This window comes from Piscinibacter gummiphilus (assembly GCF_032681285.1).
Lineage (GTDB): Bacteria > Pseudomonadota > Gammaproteobacteria > Burkholderiales > Burkholderiaceae_C > Rhizobacter > Rhizobacter gummiphilus_A.
On record NZ_CP136336.1, the window covers coordinates 2,064,725 to 2,080,689 of the forward strand.

Annotated in this window: 14 protein-coding genes and 1 tRNA gene; 9 read left to right on the forward strand and 6 right to left on the reverse strand. The window is 67.9% G+C overall.

The window, feature by feature from the left end:
• The gene (gene nhaA / locus RXV79_RS09710) at window positions 1-1,236 is read left to right on the forward strand and encodes a Na+/H+ antiporter NhaA (RefSeq protein ID WP_413816693.1); all 1,236 of its coding nucleotides are present in this window, start codon (window positions 1-3) and stop codon (window positions 1,234-1,236) included.
• On the opposite strand, the gene RXV79_RS09715 is transcribed toward nhaA, so the two are convergent.
• Window positions 1,230-1,844 carry a TIGR00645 family protein gene (locus tag RXV79_RS09715; RefSeq protein ID WP_316703227.1) on the reverse strand — a complete coding sequence of 205 codons (615 nt, stop codon included), beginning with the start codon at window positions 1,842-1,844 and terminating at the stop codon, window positions 1,230-1,232. The two genes, nhaA and RXV79_RS09715, sit on opposite strands and share 7 nt — an antisense overlap.
• 168 nt (window positions 1,845-2,012) lie before the next feature.
• Between RXV79_RS09715 and acs the strand changes: the two genes are divergently transcribed.
• Window positions 2,013-3,977: an acetate--CoA ligase gene (gene acs, locus RXV79_RS09720; RefSeq protein ID WP_316703228.1), complete on the forward strand. Its 1,965-nt coding sequence runs from the start codon at window positions 2,013-2,015 to the stop codon at window positions 3,975-3,977.
• Between the two features lie 4 nt (window positions 3,978-3,981).
• Here acs and RXV79_RS09725 read toward each other — a convergent pair whose 3' ends face one another.
• The 3 genes from RXV79_RS09725 to RXV79_RS09735 all read right to left on the reverse strand — a co-directional run bounded on the left by RXV79_RS09725 (window position 3,982) and on the right by RXV79_RS09735 (window position 5,909).
• A complete protein-coding gene (locus RXV79_RS09725) occupies window positions 3,982-4,755 on the reverse strand; it encodes a 4'-phosphopantetheinyl transferase family protein (RefSeq protein ID WP_316703229.1) in 774 nt (257 codons plus the stop codon).
• 7 nt (window positions 4,756-4,762) lie between these two features.
• Window positions 4,763-5,524, reverse strand: a complete 762-nt coding sequence (locus RXV79_RS09730; RefSeq protein WP_316703230.1) for a metallophosphoesterase family protein — start codon at window positions 5,522-5,524, stop codon at window positions 4,763-4,765.
• Between the two features lie 73 nt (window positions 5,525-5,597).
• Window positions 5,598-5,909, reverse strand: coding sequence for a c-type cytochrome (locus RXV79_RS09735; RefSeq protein WP_316703231.1), 312 nt, complete (start codon window positions 5,907-5,909; stop codon window positions 5,598-5,600).
• Between the two features lie 129 nt (window positions 5,910-6,038).
• On the opposite strand from RXV79_RS09735, the gene RXV79_RS09740 reads away from it, so the two are divergent.
• Entirely contained in the window at window positions 6,039-6,296 is a 258-nt protein-coding gene (locus RXV79_RS09740) for a TIGR04438 family Trp-rich protein (RefSeq protein WP_316703232.1), read from the forward strand.
• A 64-nt stretch (window positions 6,297-6,360) separates the two neighbouring features.
• Here RXV79_RS09740 and ilvD read toward each other — a convergent pair whose 3' ends face one another.
• The gene (gene ilvD, locus RXV79_RS09745; protein WP_316703233.1) at window positions 6,361-8,040 is read right to left on the reverse strand and encodes a dihydroxy-acid dehydratase; all 1,680 of its coding nucleotides are present in this window, start codon (window positions 8,038-8,040) and stop codon (window positions 6,361-6,363) included.
• Between the two features lie 132 nt (window positions 8,041-8,172).
• On the opposite strand from ilvD, the gene RXV79_RS09750 reads away from it, so the two are divergent.
• From RXV79_RS09750 to RXV79_RS09770, 5 genes are all read left to right on the forward strand, one after another.
• Window positions 8,173-9,312 (forward strand): beta-ketoacyl-ACP synthase III, encoded by a 1,140-nt coding sequence (locus RXV79_RS09750; RefSeq protein WP_316703234.1) that lies wholly within the window; start codon window positions 8,173-8,175, stop codon window positions 9,310-9,312.
• Window positions 9,313-9,322: 10 nt separating this feature from the next.
• Window positions 9,323-10,282: a LysR family transcriptional regulator gene (locus RXV79_RS09755; protein WP_316703235.1), complete on the forward strand. Its 960-nt coding sequence runs from the start codon at window positions 9,323-9,325 to the stop codon at window positions 10,280-10,282.
• A gap of 63 nt (window positions 10,283-10,345) precedes the next feature.
• Complete coding sequence (gene lgt, locus RXV79_RS09760; protein WP_316703236.1) at window positions 10,346-11,158, forward strand: prolipoprotein diacylglyceryl transferase; 813 nt, start codon at window positions 10,346-10,348, stop codon at window positions 11,156-11,158.
• On the forward strand, window positions 11,155-11,859 hold the full coding sequence (gene dnaQ, locus RXV79_RS09765; protein ID WP_316703237.1) for a DNA polymerase III subunit epsilon: 705 nt from the start codon (window positions 11,155-11,157) through the stop codon (window positions 11,857-11,859). Before lgt ends, dnaQ begins: the two co-directional genes overlap by 4 nt.
• Before the next feature lie 21 nt (window positions 11,860-11,880).
• A tRNA-Val gene (locus tag RXV79_RS09770) sits at window positions 11,881-11,955 on the forward strand.
• 75 nt (window positions 11,956-12,030) lie between these two features.
• Here the strand turns inward: RXV79_RS09770 and RXV79_RS09775 are convergent.
• Window positions 12,031-12,717: a PEP-CTERM sorting domain-containing protein gene (locus tag RXV79_RS09775; RefSeq protein WP_316703238.1), complete on the reverse strand. Its 687-nt coding sequence runs from the start codon at window positions 12,715-12,717 to the stop codon at window positions 12,031-12,033.
• A 232-nt stretch (window positions 12,718-12,949) separates the two neighbouring features.
• On the opposite strand from RXV79_RS09775, the gene RXV79_RS09780 reads away from it, so the two are divergent.
• The gene (locus RXV79_RS09780) at window positions 12,950-15,898 is read left to right on the forward strand and encodes a thioesterase domain-containing protein (protein ID WP_316703239.1); all 2,949 of its coding nucleotides are present in this window, start codon (window positions 12,950-12,952) and stop codon (window positions 15,896-15,898) included.
• The last annotated feature ends 67 nt before the right edge of the window (window positions 15,899-15,965 follow it).

Genomic DNA, 15,965 nt, shown 5'->3' on the forward strand with positions numbered 1-15,965 from the left:
ATCACGGATGCGCTGAAGCGATTCTTCGCGGCTGAATCGGCGAGCGGCATCGTGCTGGCCGTCGCCACCGTGGCGGCACTGCTGCTGAGCAACTCGCCCTGGGGCATCGACTACGAGGCCTTCCGCCAATTGCCCGGCGAGGTGCGCATCGGCAATGACGCGCTGGTGCTCTCCAAGTCGCTGATCCTGTGGGTCAACGACCTGTGGATGGCGGTGTTCTTCCTGCTCGTCGGCCTGGAGATCAAGCGCGAGCTGATGGTCGGAGAGCTCTCGACCTTCCGCCAGGCGCTGCTGCCCCTCGGGGCGGCGATCGGCGGCATGGCGCTGCCGGCCGGCATCTACGCGGCGATCAACTGGCACGACCCGGTGGCGCTGCGCGGCTGGGCCATCCCGGCGGCCACCGACATCGCATTCGCGCTCGGCATCCTGCTGCTGCTGGGCTCGCGTGTGCCGGCCTCGCTGAAGGTGTTCCTCACGGCCGTGGCCATCATCGACGACCTGGGCGCGATCGTCGTGATCGCGTTCTTCTACACCGCCAACCTGTCGTGGGCCATGTTGGCCTCGGCCGGCGTGGGCATCGCCGTGCTGTTCGCGCTCAACCGTTCGGGCGTGAAGAGCGTGCTGCCCTATCTGGCCGTGGGCACGGTGATCTGGCTGTGCGTGCTCAAGTCGGGCGTGCACGCCACGCTGGCCGGCGTGGTGACGGCATTTGCGATTCCCTTGCGCACCGAGGACGACGAGGCCCACTCGCCACTCGAATCGCTGGAGCACGCCTTGCACCCGTGGGTGGCATTCGCCGTGCTGCCGATGTTCGCGTTTGCCAATGCCGGTGTGGTGCTGCAAGGTCTGTCGCCCGACACCCTGACGCAGACCGTGCCGCTCGGCATCGCTGCCGGCCTGGTGCTGGGCAAGGCGGTCGGTGTGTTCGGCGCTTCGTGGCTGCTGGCCGTCACCGGGGCCGCCGAGCTGCCGGACGGGGCCAACCGCTGGCAGTTCTTCGGCGTGTGCGTGCTGTGCGGCGTGGGCTTCACCATGAGCCTCTTCATCGGCGGGCTGGCCTTCGAGGGCCAGGACCCCGCCTACGAGACGCAGGTCAAGCTGGGGGTGCTGGGCGGCTCACTGGTCGCCGGCGTGCTGGGCACCTACATCCTCATGCGCGCCGAGCGGCGCGGCCCGGCGCGGCGCCGGCAGCAGCACCTGCGCGAATCGAGCTTCCACCCGTCGAAGCTTCAGTGATCGCGGCCCGGGGGCGCCGAGAGGATGCGATCGGTCCACGCAATCGCCAGCGCCGAGAACAGGAAGGTCACATGGATGACCGTCTGCGCGATCAGCACCCGGTCGCTCAAGGCCCCGGCGTTGATGAAGGTCTTGAGCAGGTGGATCGACGAGATGCCGATGATGGCGGTCGCAAGCTTCACCTTCAGCACCGACGCATTCACGTGGCTCAGCCACTCGGGCTGGTCGGGGTGGCCTTCGAGGTCCATGCGCGAGACGAAGGTCTCGTAGCCGCCCACGATCACCATGATCAGCAGGTTGGAGATCATCACCACGTCGATCAGGCCCAGCACCACCAGCATGATGGTGGTTTCGGTGAGCTTGCCGCCGGCGGCGGCATCGCCGGTGATGCCCACCGAGGTGTAGATGGCCTGCAGCGCCGTCTTGTCGCCGACGGCGGCCTCGATCAAGTGGACGAGCTCGACCCAGAAGTGGAAGACGTAGACGCCTTGCGCGAGGATGAGTCCCAGATACAGCGGCAGCTGCAGCCATCGGCTGGCGAAGATCAACTGCGGCAGGGTGCGCAGGCGGCGGGAGACTTGGGCTTGAGCGGGCTTCTGGGCGGCCATGGTGCTTGTTCTGGAGCGATTCAGGGATTGTCCGATTGCCGGGGATTCTAGTTGTCACACCATGACTGGACGCCCGTGCGGCACGGGCCTTGCCCCGTCGAGTAAGCCCTTCGTAAGAGCGCCCCCCTATGGTGCTGCCTGCACACCATTCCAGGCCAGGAGACCGCCATGACCGACACCACCAAGCTTTATCTGCCACCCGCCGCCCTCGCCGAGAAGGCACACGTGTCGGGCATGGCCGCATACGACAAGCTGTGCGCCGAGGCTGCGTCCGACTACGAGGGCTACTGGTCGCGCCTGGCACGCGAGTTCGTGAGCTGGAAGAAGCCCTTCACCCAGGCGCTCAACAGCAGCGAGGCCCCGTTCTTCAAGTGGTTCGAAGACGGCACGCTGAACGTCTCGTACAACTGCCTCGACAAGCAGGTCGAAGCCGGCCTCGGCGACAAGGTCGCAATCATCTTCGAGGCCGACGACGGCAAGGTCACGCGGGTGACCTACCGCGAGCTGCTCGCCAAGACCTGCCGCATGGCCAATGTGCTGAAGGCCGAGGGCGTGAAGAAGGGCGACCGGGTCGTCATCTACATGCCGATGTCGGTGGAGGGCGTGGTCGCGATGCAGGCCTGCGCCCGCATCGGCGCCACGCACTCGGTCGTGTTCGGCGGCTTCTCGGCGCAGAGCCTGCGCGACCGCATCGAAGATGCCGGCGCGGTGATGGTGATCACCGCCGACGAGCAGCAGCGTGGCGGCAAGTCGCTGCCGCTCAAGGCCATCGTCGACGAGGCGCTGGGCCTCGGCGGCTGCGACAGCATCAAGAGCGTGATCGTCTACCAGCGCACCGCCGGCAAGATCAACTGGACGGCGCGCGACAAGTGGATGCACGAACTCACCGCCGCGCAGGCCGAGACCTGTGAGCCCGAGTGGGTGGGCGCCGAGCATCCGCTCTTCCTGCTCTACACCTCCGGTTCGACCGGCAAGCCCAAGGGCGTGCAGCACAGCACCGGCGGCTATCTGCTGCACGCGGCACTCACGACGAAGTGGACCTTCGACCTCAAGCCCGACGACGTCTTCTGGTGCACCGCCGACATCGGCTGGGTCACCGGCCACACCTACATCGCCTATGGGCCGCTCGCGCTCGGCGGCACCGAGATCGTGTTCGAAGGCGTGCCGACCTTCCCCGATGCGGGCCGCTTCTGGAAGATGATCCAGGACCACAAGGTCACGATCTTCTACACCGCGCCGACCGCGATCCGCTCGCTCATCAAGGCGGCCGAGTCGAACGAGGCCGTGCACCCGAAGAAGTACAACCTGTCGAGCCTGCGCATCCTCGGCTCGGTGGGCGAGCCCATCAACCCCGCCGCGTGGGAGTGGTACCACCAGCACGTGGGCGGCGGCCGCTGCCCCATCGTCGACACCTTCTGGCAGACCGAGACCGGCGGCCACGTGATCACGCCGCTGCCGGGTGCCACGCCGCTCGTGCCGGGCTCGTGCACGCTGCCGTTCCCGGGGATCATGGCCGCGGTGGTCGACGAGACCGGGAAAGACGTGCCCAATGGCCAAGGCGGCATCCTCGTCATCAAGAAGCCGTGGCCGTCGATGATCCGCACCATATGGGGCGACGCGCCGCGCTTCAAGAAGAGCTACTACCCGGAAGACTTCAAGGGCCAGTACTACCTGGCCGGCGACGGCGCCATCCGCGACGAGAAGACCGGCTACTTCACCATCACCGGCCGCATCGACGACGTGCTCAACGTCTCAGGTCACCGGATGGGCACGATGGAGATCGAATCGGCGCTGGTGTCATGCACCGACCTCGTGGCCGAAGCCGCGGTGGTGGGCCGCCCCGACGACACCACCGGCGAGGCGATCTGCGCCTTCGTCGTGCTCAAGCGCCCGCGCCCGACCGGCGACGAGGCCAAGGCGATCGCCAAGCAGCTGCGCGACTGGGTGGGCAAGGAGATCGGCCCGATCGCCAAGCCCAAGGACATCCGCTTCGGCGACAACCTGCCGAAGACGCGCAGCGGCAAGATCATGCGGCGCCTGTTGCGCTCGGTGGCGAAGGGCGAGGCGGTGACGCAGGACACCTCGACGCTCGAAAACCCCGCCATCCTCGAGCAGCTGGGCCAGGCGTACTGAGCGCTCAGTTGCGACGCGAAGCGAGCAGGTCGATGGCCTGCTCGCCTTCCAGCGGCACGATGCGGCGGGCAGTGAGATCGAACTCGGGCTGCTCGCCGCGCTCCACGCACAGCGCCACCGGGTGCTCCGGTGTGGCCCAAAGGTGGCGCAGCGCCCAGCGCTCGGCGGGGTCCTGCAGCTCGGGCAGCGTCTCGAGCGACACCGCGCCCGGCTCGCGCAGGTCGAACGCGAACTTGTGCAGCGGGATCGACAGGCCCATGCCGCGTGCCTTGATGTAGCTTTCCTTCAGCGTCCACAGCTCGAAGAAGCGGGCGGTGTGGTGTTCGGCCGGCAGGGCCCACAGGTGCTCGCATTCGCTGGGCGCGAAGAAGCGGTCGGCGACGTCGAGCAGCGCGCCGCGGGTGATGTTCTCGGTGTCGACACCGACGGCGCGCTGGCGCGTGACCGCCAGCACCACCAGGTCGCTCGTGTGCGTGAGGTTGAACGACAGGCTCTGTGCCTCGGGCTCCGGGTTCAGGATGACCGGCTGGCCGTAGGCCGTGGCATCGAAGCGCCAGTCGTGCGGCGCGATCGGCGCGTAGCGCGAGAGCACGCTGCGCACGAGCGCGCGTGTCACGCGGTAGCGGGCGCGGTCTTGCTCGAAATAGAAGCGGTCGCCGCGGGCGCGCTCTTCTGGCGTCATCAGCGCGCGGTAGCGCTCGTGCAGCAGTTCGCGGCCCGCATCGGCGCAGAAGGCCAGCCAGAGGTGGACGTCGGATCGGTCGAGCGCGAGGGTCATCGTTCGGCTAACTCTCGTAGACGCACACCAGCTCCTTGCGGGCGATGTGCGCTTCGTGCGGGTAGGCGAAGGCGTTGTTGACGAAGAGCGTGCCGTCGAGTTCCACACGCCGGTTCACGTGGCTGTGGCCGTAGACGTGCACCGCCGAGCCCAGCGCCTTCACCTGCTCGCCGAGCGCGGCACTGCCGAGCACCGGGTAGATGAAGCGCTTGTCGAGCGGGATGCGCGCCGGCATCACGTCGATGCGCGGCAGGAAGTGCGAGTACGACACGATCACCTCGTCGGCCGACTGGCGCCGGTAGCGGTTCATCGCCATGAAGGCCTGGGCGGTGTGGTGCGACTCGAAGCCCTCCGGCCAGCGGCAGGCACGGAAGTCGACCCAGGCCATGCGCAGCTCTTCGCCGGGCTGGCCGAAGGAGCCGTCGTACCACCCGAGCAGCGGCACGATGCTGAGCGGGCCCTTGTGGAACACGTCCATGCTGCCGCCCGCGGCCCGCACCAGCTCGCGGATGCGCTCGAACTTGCCGAAGGAGTCGAGGCCCGGGCCGTCGCGCCGGACCCAGAGGTCGTGGTTGCCCGGCACGAAGAGCACCTGGCGGAATCGCCGGGCGAGTGTCTCCAGGCAGTGCTGCAGCCGCTCTACGTGGTCGGACACATCGCCCGCGACGATCAGCACGTCGTTCTGGTAGTCGACGAGCGACAGCTCCTGCACCCAGCGTGCGTTGGGTTCGTAGTCGACGTGCAGATCGGAGATGGCAAAGACGCGCATGGGCAGCAGTGTGTCGCCAAATGAAAAAGGCCCCGGAGTGGGGCCTTCGAAGCAACCGCCTGGGCGGTGAAGGTCACTTCTTGAGCGACAGGATCCAGGTGACGAGTTGCTTGGCTTCGGCGTCGTTCACCGCGGTGTTGGCCGGCATGGGCACGGGGCCCCACACGCCGGCGCCACCCTTGATGACCTTTTGCGAGAGCTTGTCGACGGCGTCCTTCTGGCCGGCGTACTTCGCGGCCACGTCCTGGTACGAGGGACCGACCACTTTCTTGTCGACCGCGTGGCAGGCCATGCAGTTCTTCTTCTGCGCGAGATCGGCGTTGGCAAAAGCCGGGCCAGCGACGAGTGCCGAAGCGGCAAAAATCAGGGAAAGCAGTGACTTCATGGGTTCCTTTCGGGTGCCGAAGACAAAACGGGTGAATTACATTTCCAGCACTGCCGGAATCAACGCATTCTACGGGCCACCAGTTGACAGCCCGGGCGTGACGGTTAGAGCCTGACGTGGGGTTTTTGCATGTATTTCGTGGTCCTCGGCGTGTTGTTGCTGGTGATGAAGGTGGCCGAATTCGGCCCCGTCGCCCTGTGGTCCTGGTGGGCGGTGCTGTGGCCGTTTGGCGCCGCAGTGGCCTGGTGGGCCTGGGCCGATGCCACCGGCTACACCAAGCGCCGCGAGATGGACAAGATGGACGAGCGCGTGGCCAAACGCCGGGTCGAAAACCTGGCCAAGCTTGGCATGGACCACCGCGGGCGTCGCGGCAAGGCCAAGAAATAAGGTCTTGGCGCCCAAAGCAAAGCGGCCCCGCAGGGCCGCTTTCTTCATGGTCGCGTGAGTGGCGTCATTCGAACTTGTCGAGCACCGCACCGGAGCTGGCGCTTGACGCGTTCTTCGCGAACTTCGCCAGCACGCCGCGGGTGTAGCGCGGAGCGGGGCGCTTCCAGGCCGCGCGGCGCTTGGCGAGTTCGGCCTCGGGCACGTTGAGCTGGAGCACGAGCGTCTTCGCGTCGATGGTGATGGAGTCGCCTTCCTGCACCAGGGCGATGTTGCCGCCCTCGTAGGCCTCGGGTGCCACGTGGCCAACCACCATGCCCCAGGTGCCGCCGGAGAAACGGCCGTCGGTGATGAGGCCCACCGATTCGCCCAGGCCCTGGCCGATGAGGGCGCCGGTGGGGGCCAGCATTTCCGGCATCCCCGGGCCGCCTTTGGGGCCGAGGTAGCGCAGCACCATGACGTCGCCGGCCTTGATCTGGTTGGCCATGATGGCGGCGAGCGCCGATTGCTCGTCGTCGAACACGCGCGCCGGGCCGGTGATGGCCGGGTTCTTGAGGCCGGTGATCTTGGCCACGCAGCCTTCGGGGCTCAGGTTGCCCTTGAGGATGGCGAGGTGGCCTTCGGCATAGATCGGGTCCGACACCGGGCGGATCACCTTCTGGTCCTTCGACAGCTCGGGCACGTCGGCGAGGTTCTCGGCGACGGTCTTGCCGGTGATCGTCATGCAGTCGCCGTGCAGCAAGCCGGCCTTGAGCAGCTCCTTCATCACGGCGGGGATGCCGCCTGCGTGGTGCAGGTCGATGGCCAGGTACTGGCCGCTCGGCTTCAGGTCGCACAGCACCGGGGTGCGGCGGCGCACACGCTCGAAGTCGTCGATGGTCCAGTCGACACCGGCGGCGTGGGCGATGGCGAGGAAATGCAGCACTGCGTTGGTGGAGCCGCCGGTGGCCATGATCACCGCGACAGCGTTCTCGATCGCCTTCTTGGTGACGATGTCGCGCGGCTTGAGGTCCGCCTTCACGGCCTCGACCAGCACCTGAGAGGCGCGGCTCACCATCGCCACGATCTCGTCTTCCACGTTGGCCATCGTCGACGCATACGGCAGGCTCAGCCCCAGCGCCTCGAACGACGAACTCATCGTGTTGGCGGTGTACATGCCGCCGCACGAGCCGCTGCCGGGGATGGCGCGGCGTTCGATCTGGCAGAAGTCTTCCTCGCTCATCTTGCCGGCGCTGAACTGGCCGACCGCTTCGAAGACGCTCACGATGTTCAAGTCCTGGCCCTTGTACTTGCCGGGCAGGATGGTGCCGCCGTAGATGTAGAGCGAGGGCACGTTGGCGCGCAGCATGCCCATCATGCCGCCGGGCATGTTCTTGTCGCAGCCGCCGATGACCATCACGCCGTCCATCCACTGGCCGCCGACGCAGGTTTCCACGCAATCGGCGATGACCTCGCGCGACACCAGCGAGTACTTCATGCCCTCGGTGCCCATGGCCATGCCGTCGCTGATGGTGGGCGTGCCAAAGATCTGCGGGTTGGCGCCGGCCTGCTTGATGCCGATCACGGCCGCGTCGGCCAGCCGCTGCAGGCCCGAATTGCATGGGGTGATCGTCGAGTGGCCGTTGGCGATGCCGATCATCGGCTTCTTGAAATCGCCCTCCTGATAGCCCAGGGCGTAGTACATGGAACGGTTGGGCGCGCGGGCCACGCCCTCGGTGATGTTCTTGGAACGACGGTTGGAACTCATGTGACTTTCCTGGCGATGTGCGGGGAGGTGGGCAGTATCTCGTCGGGGCTGGCCGGCGTCCAATATATATAAAATGCGTCGGTGATATGCCTCTCATATCGAGAGGGGTTCGGTTTTCGATTCGCTTCTTTCATGTCTCTGCAGAACGTCTACGTCACAGGAATTTCCCACTACCTGCCGAACCGCCCCGTAGAAAACGATGCGATGGAGGACTACCTCGGCCTCATCGGTGGCAAGTCGTCGCGCACGAAGGCGATCGTCCTGCGCAACAACGGCATCACGCAGCGCTACTACGCGCTGGAAAAGGGCGGCCACCCGACGCACACCAACGCGCAGATGACGGCCGAAGCGGTGCGGGGGCTCTTCGACGCCCGCTTCACGGCCAGGGACCTCCAGCTGCTCGCCTGCGGCACCGCCTCGCCCGACCAGCTCGTGCCCTCGCACGCGGCGATGGTGCATGGCCTGCTGCCGGTGCCCACCGCGGAGATCGCATCGTTCGCCGGCTCGTGCGCGGCCAGCATGCAGGCACTCAAGCTCGCGCAGATGTCGATTGCGACCGGCAACACCGCCAACGCGGTGTGCACGGGCAGCGAGATGCTGTCGCACTGGATGCTCGCGAAGTTCTTCCAGCCCGAGATCGACCGCGAGCGTCAGCTGAACGCGAACCCGATGCTGTCGTTCGACAAGGAGTTCCTGCGCTGGATGTTGTCCGACGGCGCGGGCGCGCTGCGCCTGGAGAACCAGCCCCGTGGCGACCGCCCGCTGAAGCTCGAATGGATCGACGTGCGCTCGTATGCGAACGAGGCCGAGACCTGCATGTACGTCGGCGCCGAGAAGGCGAAGGATGGCGAGCTGCGCGGCTGGAGCCGCTTCGAGCCCGAGGAGTGGCTGGCCCGTTCGATCTTCTCTGTGAAGCAGGACACGCGGCTGCTCAGCGAACGCATGATCAAGCACGGCATCCAGTTCGCACTCGAGGTTGCGCGCAGGCGTGATTTCGATGTCGCCACCATCGATCACTTCCTCCCGCACCTGTCGTCGGAACTCTTCCGCGAGCCGATGTACGCGGGCCTGCGCGATGCCGGCCTGCACATCCCGAAGGACAAGTGGTTCACCAACCTCTCCCAGGTCGGCAACGTCGCCACCGCATCGTTCATCCTGATGCTGGAAGAGCTGGTGCGCACGCGCGAGCTCAAGTCGGGCCAGCGCATCATGGTCTTCGTGCCCGAGAGCGCACGCTTTTCGTATGCGGCGGCATTGTTGACGGTCTGCTGAGGAGCCCGCGATGAGCGACACCAGCACCCAGATCGAGTTGCGCGTGTGGCGCCAGTTCCTGGTGCTGGCCGAAGTGCTGCACTTCGGCCGTGCCGCCAAGCAGCTCAACATCACCCAGCCACCGCTCACGCTGGCCATCCAGCAACTGGAAGCGCGCCTGGGCGTGCCGCTCTTCGAGCGCACGCGCCGGCAGGTGTCGCTCACGCCGGCCGGGCAGGCGCTGGTCGAGCCGGTGCGGCAGCTGCTGCAGCAGGCATCGGCGCTGTCGTCGATCGCGCGCACGGTGGGGCAGGGAGCCGTCGGGCGCTTGCGGTTGGGCTTCGTCTCGACGGTCGGCTTCGGCCCGCTGCCGGGGTGGCTGCGCGGTTTCCGCGACATCGAACCCGGCATCGAGGTGGTGCTGCGCGAAGCCACCACCGACGTGCAGCTACGCGCCTTCGAACTCGGCGAGGCCGATGCAGGCTTCGTGTTGCATGCGCCGGGGTTCGTGCCGGAAAGCGGCTCGGGGCAGAGCCTCTCGCGCCTGTCGGTGAGCATCGAGCCGATGGTGCTGGCGGTGCCCGAGTCGTCGCCGCTCACCACGGCGCGGCGCTTGACGCTGCCGCAGATCCTGGCGCAGCCGCTCATCATCTTTCCGCGCGAGATCGCGCCTTCGCTCTACGACGCGGTGCTGGCCTTCTATCACCGCCACAGCGCCTCGCTCGTGATCGCGCAGGAAGCGATCCAGATGCAGACCATCGTCAACCTCGTCTCCGCGGGCCTGGGCCTCGCGTGGGTGCCGCAGGCAGTGACCACGCTGCAGCGGCCGGGTGTGGTGTACCGGCGGCTGCCGGTGGCGCTGGGCGCGATGGCACCGCGCGCCGAGACGAGCCTCATGTGGCCATCCGACGCCGGCCCCGTGGTGACGCGTTTCGTCGAGTACGTGCAGCGCACCCTCGGGGACGACGAGCACGACGCCGCACCCGCCTGAGGCGGGCACCGCGGGCGGCTGCGGTATCGTTCGCGCTGCTTTCCGTTCCCCACCCGACAGGCCATGCTCACTCATCCGCAGTTCGACCCCGTCGCCCTCCAGATCGGCCCGGTGGCCATCCACTGGTACGGGCTGACCTACCTGGTCGCCTTCGGGCTCTTTCTCTGGCTCGCGTCGCTGCGGGTCAAGAAGCCGTGGTTCGCCGACGCTGGCTGGACACGGCGCGACGTGGAAGACCTGCTCTTTTACGGTGTGCTCGGCGTGGTGCTGGGCGGTCGCCTGGGCTTTGTGCTCTTCTACAACCTCGGCCATTACCTGCAGAACCCGCTCGAGGTCTTCGCGGTGTGGAAGGGCGGCATGTCGTTCCACGGCGGCATGCTGGGGGTGGCGGTCGCACTCGCCGCGTACTCGTGGACGCGCAAGCGCCCGGTGCTGCAGACCTTCGACGTGATCGCACCCTGCGTGCCGACCGGGCTCGCGTCGGGGCGCATCGGCAACTTCATCAATGGCGAACTGTGGGGCCGTGTGGCCGACCCGAGCCTGCCATGGGCGATGGTCTTCCCGCAGTCGGGCAGCGAGCAGCCGCGCCACCCGTCGCAGCTCTACCAGTTCGCGCTCGAAGGGCTGCTGCTTTTCGCCTTTCTCTGGTTGTATGGCCGCAAGCAGCGCGCGCCGGGCCAAGTGGCCGCGGCCTTCGTGTTCGGCTACGGCGTGTGCCGCTTCGTCGTTGAGTACTTCCGCCAGCCCGACAAGGGCCTGGAGAACCTGCCGCTCGGCCTCAGCATGGGCCAGTGGCTGTGCGTGCCGATGATCCTCGGTGGCGCGCTCTGGTGGTGGTGGGCAGGCCAACGCGCGCAGAAGGCGAACGCCGCATGAGACAGATCTTCTTCGACACCGAAACCACCGGCCTCAGCCCCGAGTCGGGCGACCGCATCATCGAGATCGGGTGCGTGGAGATGGTGAACCGCCGTCTCACGGGCAACAACAAGCACTTCTATCTCAACCCCGAGCGTCCCAACCACGAAGACGCAGTCAAGATCCACGGCCTGACCGACGAGTTCCTCGCCGACAAGCCGCTCTTCGCATCCATCGCCGACGAGTTGCTCGAGTACCTGGCCGGCGCCGAGGTCATCGCGCACAACGCGAGCTTCGACGTGGGCTTCTTCAACGAGGAGCTGAAGCGCCTCGGCCGGGGCAAGTTCACCGAGCACGTGGGCAGCGTGACCGACACGCTGGTGATGGCGCGCGAGATGTTCCCCGGCAAGTCGAACTCGCTCGACGCGCTCTGCAAGCGACTGGAGGTCGACAACTCCAACCGCACCTTGCACGGCGCGCTGCTCGATGCAGGCCTCCTGGCCGAGGTCTACATCAACATGACCCGCGGGCAGGACTCGCTGGTGATCGACGCCACCGAGGCCGCCCAGGGCGACCTGGTGCTCGCCGCCATCGACTTCAGCCAGTTCACGCTCCCCGTGCTGGTGGCCAACGACGAAGAGGCCACGGCGCACGACGCCATCCTTGCCGAACTCGACAAGTCGTCTGGCGGCAAGACGGTGTGGCGCGCGCTTGTGGCATAATCTGCGGCTTCCCGTCGGATTGGGCGGTTAGCTCAGCGGTAGAGCACTGCCTTCACACGGCAGGGGTCGCAGGTTCGAACCCTGCACCGCCCACCAATCGATCGGATGACACGAAAACGGCACCCCAGGGTGCCGTTTTGTTTTGGGGCCTCGATGTTGATCGAGCCTTGTTCAGTGCTTGTTCTTGCGGCTTCTGCGCGCGATGGCCAGCGAGCCGAGCGCGGCAAGCATCAGGGCATAGGTGCCTGGTTCCGGCACCGGCGCGGCGATCGCGGTGGTGACGGCCGTACCCACGTCGCCGTCGCGCACCGCCAGCACATAGCCCGTCATCAGGCCCGTTTCGTCGGTGACGAGGTTGCGGCCGGTGGTGATGTTGCGCAACTCCTGCCAGGCCATGTCGGCCGTCCAGGTGAGGTAGTTGCCGTTCATCACGTTGGAGAACTGGCCGGTGGCGCCCGACAGGAAAGACAACTCGCTCGGGAACTGCCCCGCCTGCGGCGTGGCCTGGATGCACGCGAGCGGGCACGACGGGCTCGGCACGTATCCCACCGGAATCACCCGTTCCGGCAGCCGCCAGTCGCTGACCGACCCGACCACGAGTGCATCGACCCAGCTGATGGCCGTGCTTAGGCGCAGTTCGCCCGCGCCCAGCGTCCCGCCCATGAAGCTGCGCGGGTCTCGATCGGCCGGGCCGCCGAGCGTGGCGTAGAGGTTGGCATCGGCCAGCCAGGTGAGGTTGTGGACGCTGTCGTAGAAGGCATCGGTGACGCCGTCATTCGTCAGGTCCCGTGCCTGGAAGGTTTGGGCCTGGGCAGTGCAGGCCAGCAGCGCGAGGGCTGCAAGAGCGACTTTTTTCACGTTTTCTCCCATGGATGCGCGCAATGTAGAGCGGCCAAGGGCATGGCTAACACCCCTGAGGCACGGGGTCGACACCCGCGCATGGCAAGAAGTGACCATGCTCGCTCCGCTCTAGCGTTGCCACCTCGCCACACGCCTGTAGGTCATCGCCTACAGAAAGTTGGCGACCCCGCTGCTGGCAGGCCCGGCGGGAGCAAACGATGCTCCGGACGGCATTTTTCAAGGAGCAGGCATGGCAGGCGAGTCGGGGCTGGGCGCGTTGGCGGGGCCGCGCGGCGTGGCCGCGCCTGTCGGCCATTCCGACGCGTTGTGGCAGGCCTGCTGGCGCCATGCGCGGCTCCTGGCGAGCGGCGATGAGCGCCGCCTGCACGACGACCAGGGCCACTACTTTCCCGGGCTGAAGCTCAACTACACCGAGAACCTCCTGGCCGGCGACGGCCAGTCTGCCGACGCCATCGCCGTGACCGCCCGCCTGGCCGACGGCAGCCTCTACCGCATGAGCCGGGCCGAGTTGCGCCGCCAGGTGATCGCCCTGGCCCACGCGCTGCGCCAGGGCGGTGTGGCCGAGGGGGACCGCGTGGTGCTCGTGCCTCGAAGCGATGCCCGCGCCGTGGTCGCCGTGCTGGCCGTGGCCGCCATCGGCGCCAGCCTCGCACTGGCGTCGCCCGAGATGGGCCCGTCGCTCGTGGTCGACAGGTTCAAGCCGCTGGCGCCCAGGCTGATCCTGACGCATGCCGGTGCCATGCCGCACGACACGGGCATGCCCTTGGCCGACCGCGTGGCGCAGGTGGTGAAGGCCTTGCCTTCGCTGGAGGCGGCGATCGTGCTCGACGACGCGTCGTCGCTGCTGCCGCCGCTGGGCCTGCCAGTGATCGACCTGTCGCAAGCCCTGGCCGAAGGCCTCGACGAACACGGCGCGGCCACGCCTCTCTGGCCACGATTCCCGTTCCACCAGCCGCTCTTCATCACCCGCACGGCCGGGGCCGACGGGCGGCTGGAGTCGCTGGTGCACGGTGCCGGCGGTGTGCTGCTCGAGCACGTCAAGGAGCACCGGCTGCACCTGGGCATCGACGGCCGCAGCCAGGTGTTCGCCCCGTCGTCGGTGGCGTCCGCCCTCTGGCTCTGGCAGCTGTCGAGCCTGGCCAGCGGTGCCGGCATCGTGCTCTACGACGGCCCGGTGCGCGACGCACGTACGCTGTGGCGCATCGCCCAGGATGGCGGCGCCACCGTGTTCGTGGCCCACGCCTCCTACCTGCGCCTGGGCGAGCACGCCGGTCTCGCGCCTGGGCGTGAGTTCGACCTCGCCGCGCTGCGCTCTCTGCTCTACACCGGCATGACGCTCGACGATGCCGCGGCCCGCTGGGTGCAAGAGAAGGTCAAGCGCCTGCCTCTGCAGGCGCTGTGCATGAACCCCGACCTGCTCGGCTGCCTGCTGCTGCAAGGCGCCGCGCCTTCGCTGGCCCACGCCGACAACCACAGCCTCGGCCTCGGGGTGCGGGTGGCCGAGCGCGGCAACGGGCTGGAAGGCGAGCTGGTGTGCCAGGCGCATTTCCCGTCGCGGCCGTTGGGCTTCCTCGATGACCCGCAGGGCGCCCGCTTCGCTGCCACCTACCTCCAGCGCACCCCCGGGGGCTGGTCGAGCGGTGAACGGGTGGAATGGGCGCCCGACGGCTCCTTGCTGCAGCGCGGTCGTGTCGACGGGCTGATGAACGTGCGTGGCGCGCTGGTGGCGCCGGCCGAGCTGCTGCCGCTGCTGCGTGAGTTCCCCGAGATCCGCGAGTCGGCCGTGGTCGAGCAGCAGCAGGCCGGCCAGCTTGGCGAAGGTCGTGCCGTGCTGCTGCTCGCGCTGCGTGAGGGCGCGAGCCTCGACGGCTCGCTGATCGCCCGCATGCGCCGCCGTTTCGCCGAAGCTGGCTCGCCCGCGCACGTGCCCGACCTCGTGCTGGAAGTGCGCGAGCTGCCGCGCCTGGCCGATGGCAGCGTGTGCATCGCCGCGCTGCGCGACGTGGTCAACGACCGGCCGGTCACCGACATGCGCCGCCTGCTCAACCCCGGCTCGCTGCGCGCCCTGCGCGGCGACCCGGCGCTGCGCCTGCCCACGGTGCCCGCCGGCCCCTTGCCGCCGCCGCCGGCTCCTGGCTGGCGCTCGCGCCAGGACCACGAGGCCTACCTGCAGGCGCTGTGGGAAAAGATCTTCGGCTTCTCGCCCATCGGCCTCGACGACGACTTCTTCGAGATCGGCGGCCACTCGCTGCTGGCCGCGCGCATCTTCACCGACATCCAGCTCTCCACCGACCAGCGCCTGGCGCCCAGCACGCTGCTCAAGGCGCCCACCATCCGCCAGCTCGCCGCGGTGATGGACCAGGCCGCGTGGGACCTGCCGGTGCCGCTGGTGCAGCTGCGCCCGGGCAGCGGCCGGCCCTTCTTCCTGGTGCACAGCCTGGCCGGCACCTTCCTCGAACTGTGGGCGGTGCTGCGGGCGCTCGACACCCAGCGCGCCGTCTACGGCCTGCAGGCCCGCGCGGTCGGTGACGAGAACGCGCCCTACGTCAGCGTGCGCGAGATGGCCGCCGACTACATCGGCCACATGCGCCGCGTGCAGCCCGAGGGGCCGTATGCGGTGGGCGGCTATTCCTTCGGAGGCCTGGTGGCCTACGAGATCGCGCAGCAGCTCAGCCGCGCCGGCGAGCAGGTCGAGCTCGTCACGCTCATCGACACCCACGTGCACGGCCGCTACCTCCCGCTGTGGGAGTGGGCGCGCTATTGCACCGGCTGGCTCGGCGTGACCTTCCGCCGCCTGCGCTCGCTGCCGCTGCGCGGACAGGTCGATTACCTGCGCAAGAAGTCGATGGTGCTGAGCGACCGCTGGCGCGTCGCCATGGGCCTCAACCCCAAGCACCCCGAGCTCGTGGGCGACGTGCTGAAGGAGGCCAACCTGCCGCCGGCCTTGCGCCGCACGCGCGGGGCGATGCTCGTGGCGCTGCGCGAATACCGCCCCGAGCCGTATGCGGGGCGCGTCGTGTTCCTGCGCGCGTCGCGGCCCAGCCCCGGCGACCCGCTGCCGGTGTGGCGCAAGGTCGCACACAAGCTCGAGATCGACGTCACCCCCGGTGACCACGACGAGATGATCAGCGGGGCCAACGCCAAGGCGCTTGCCGTGGCGCTGGCGCGTCATCTCTAGTCGCCTATCACAGCTGCGCACACCGGGCGGGTGCCTGCCGTCCTGTACCCTTGCGCCCGGCAAAAAG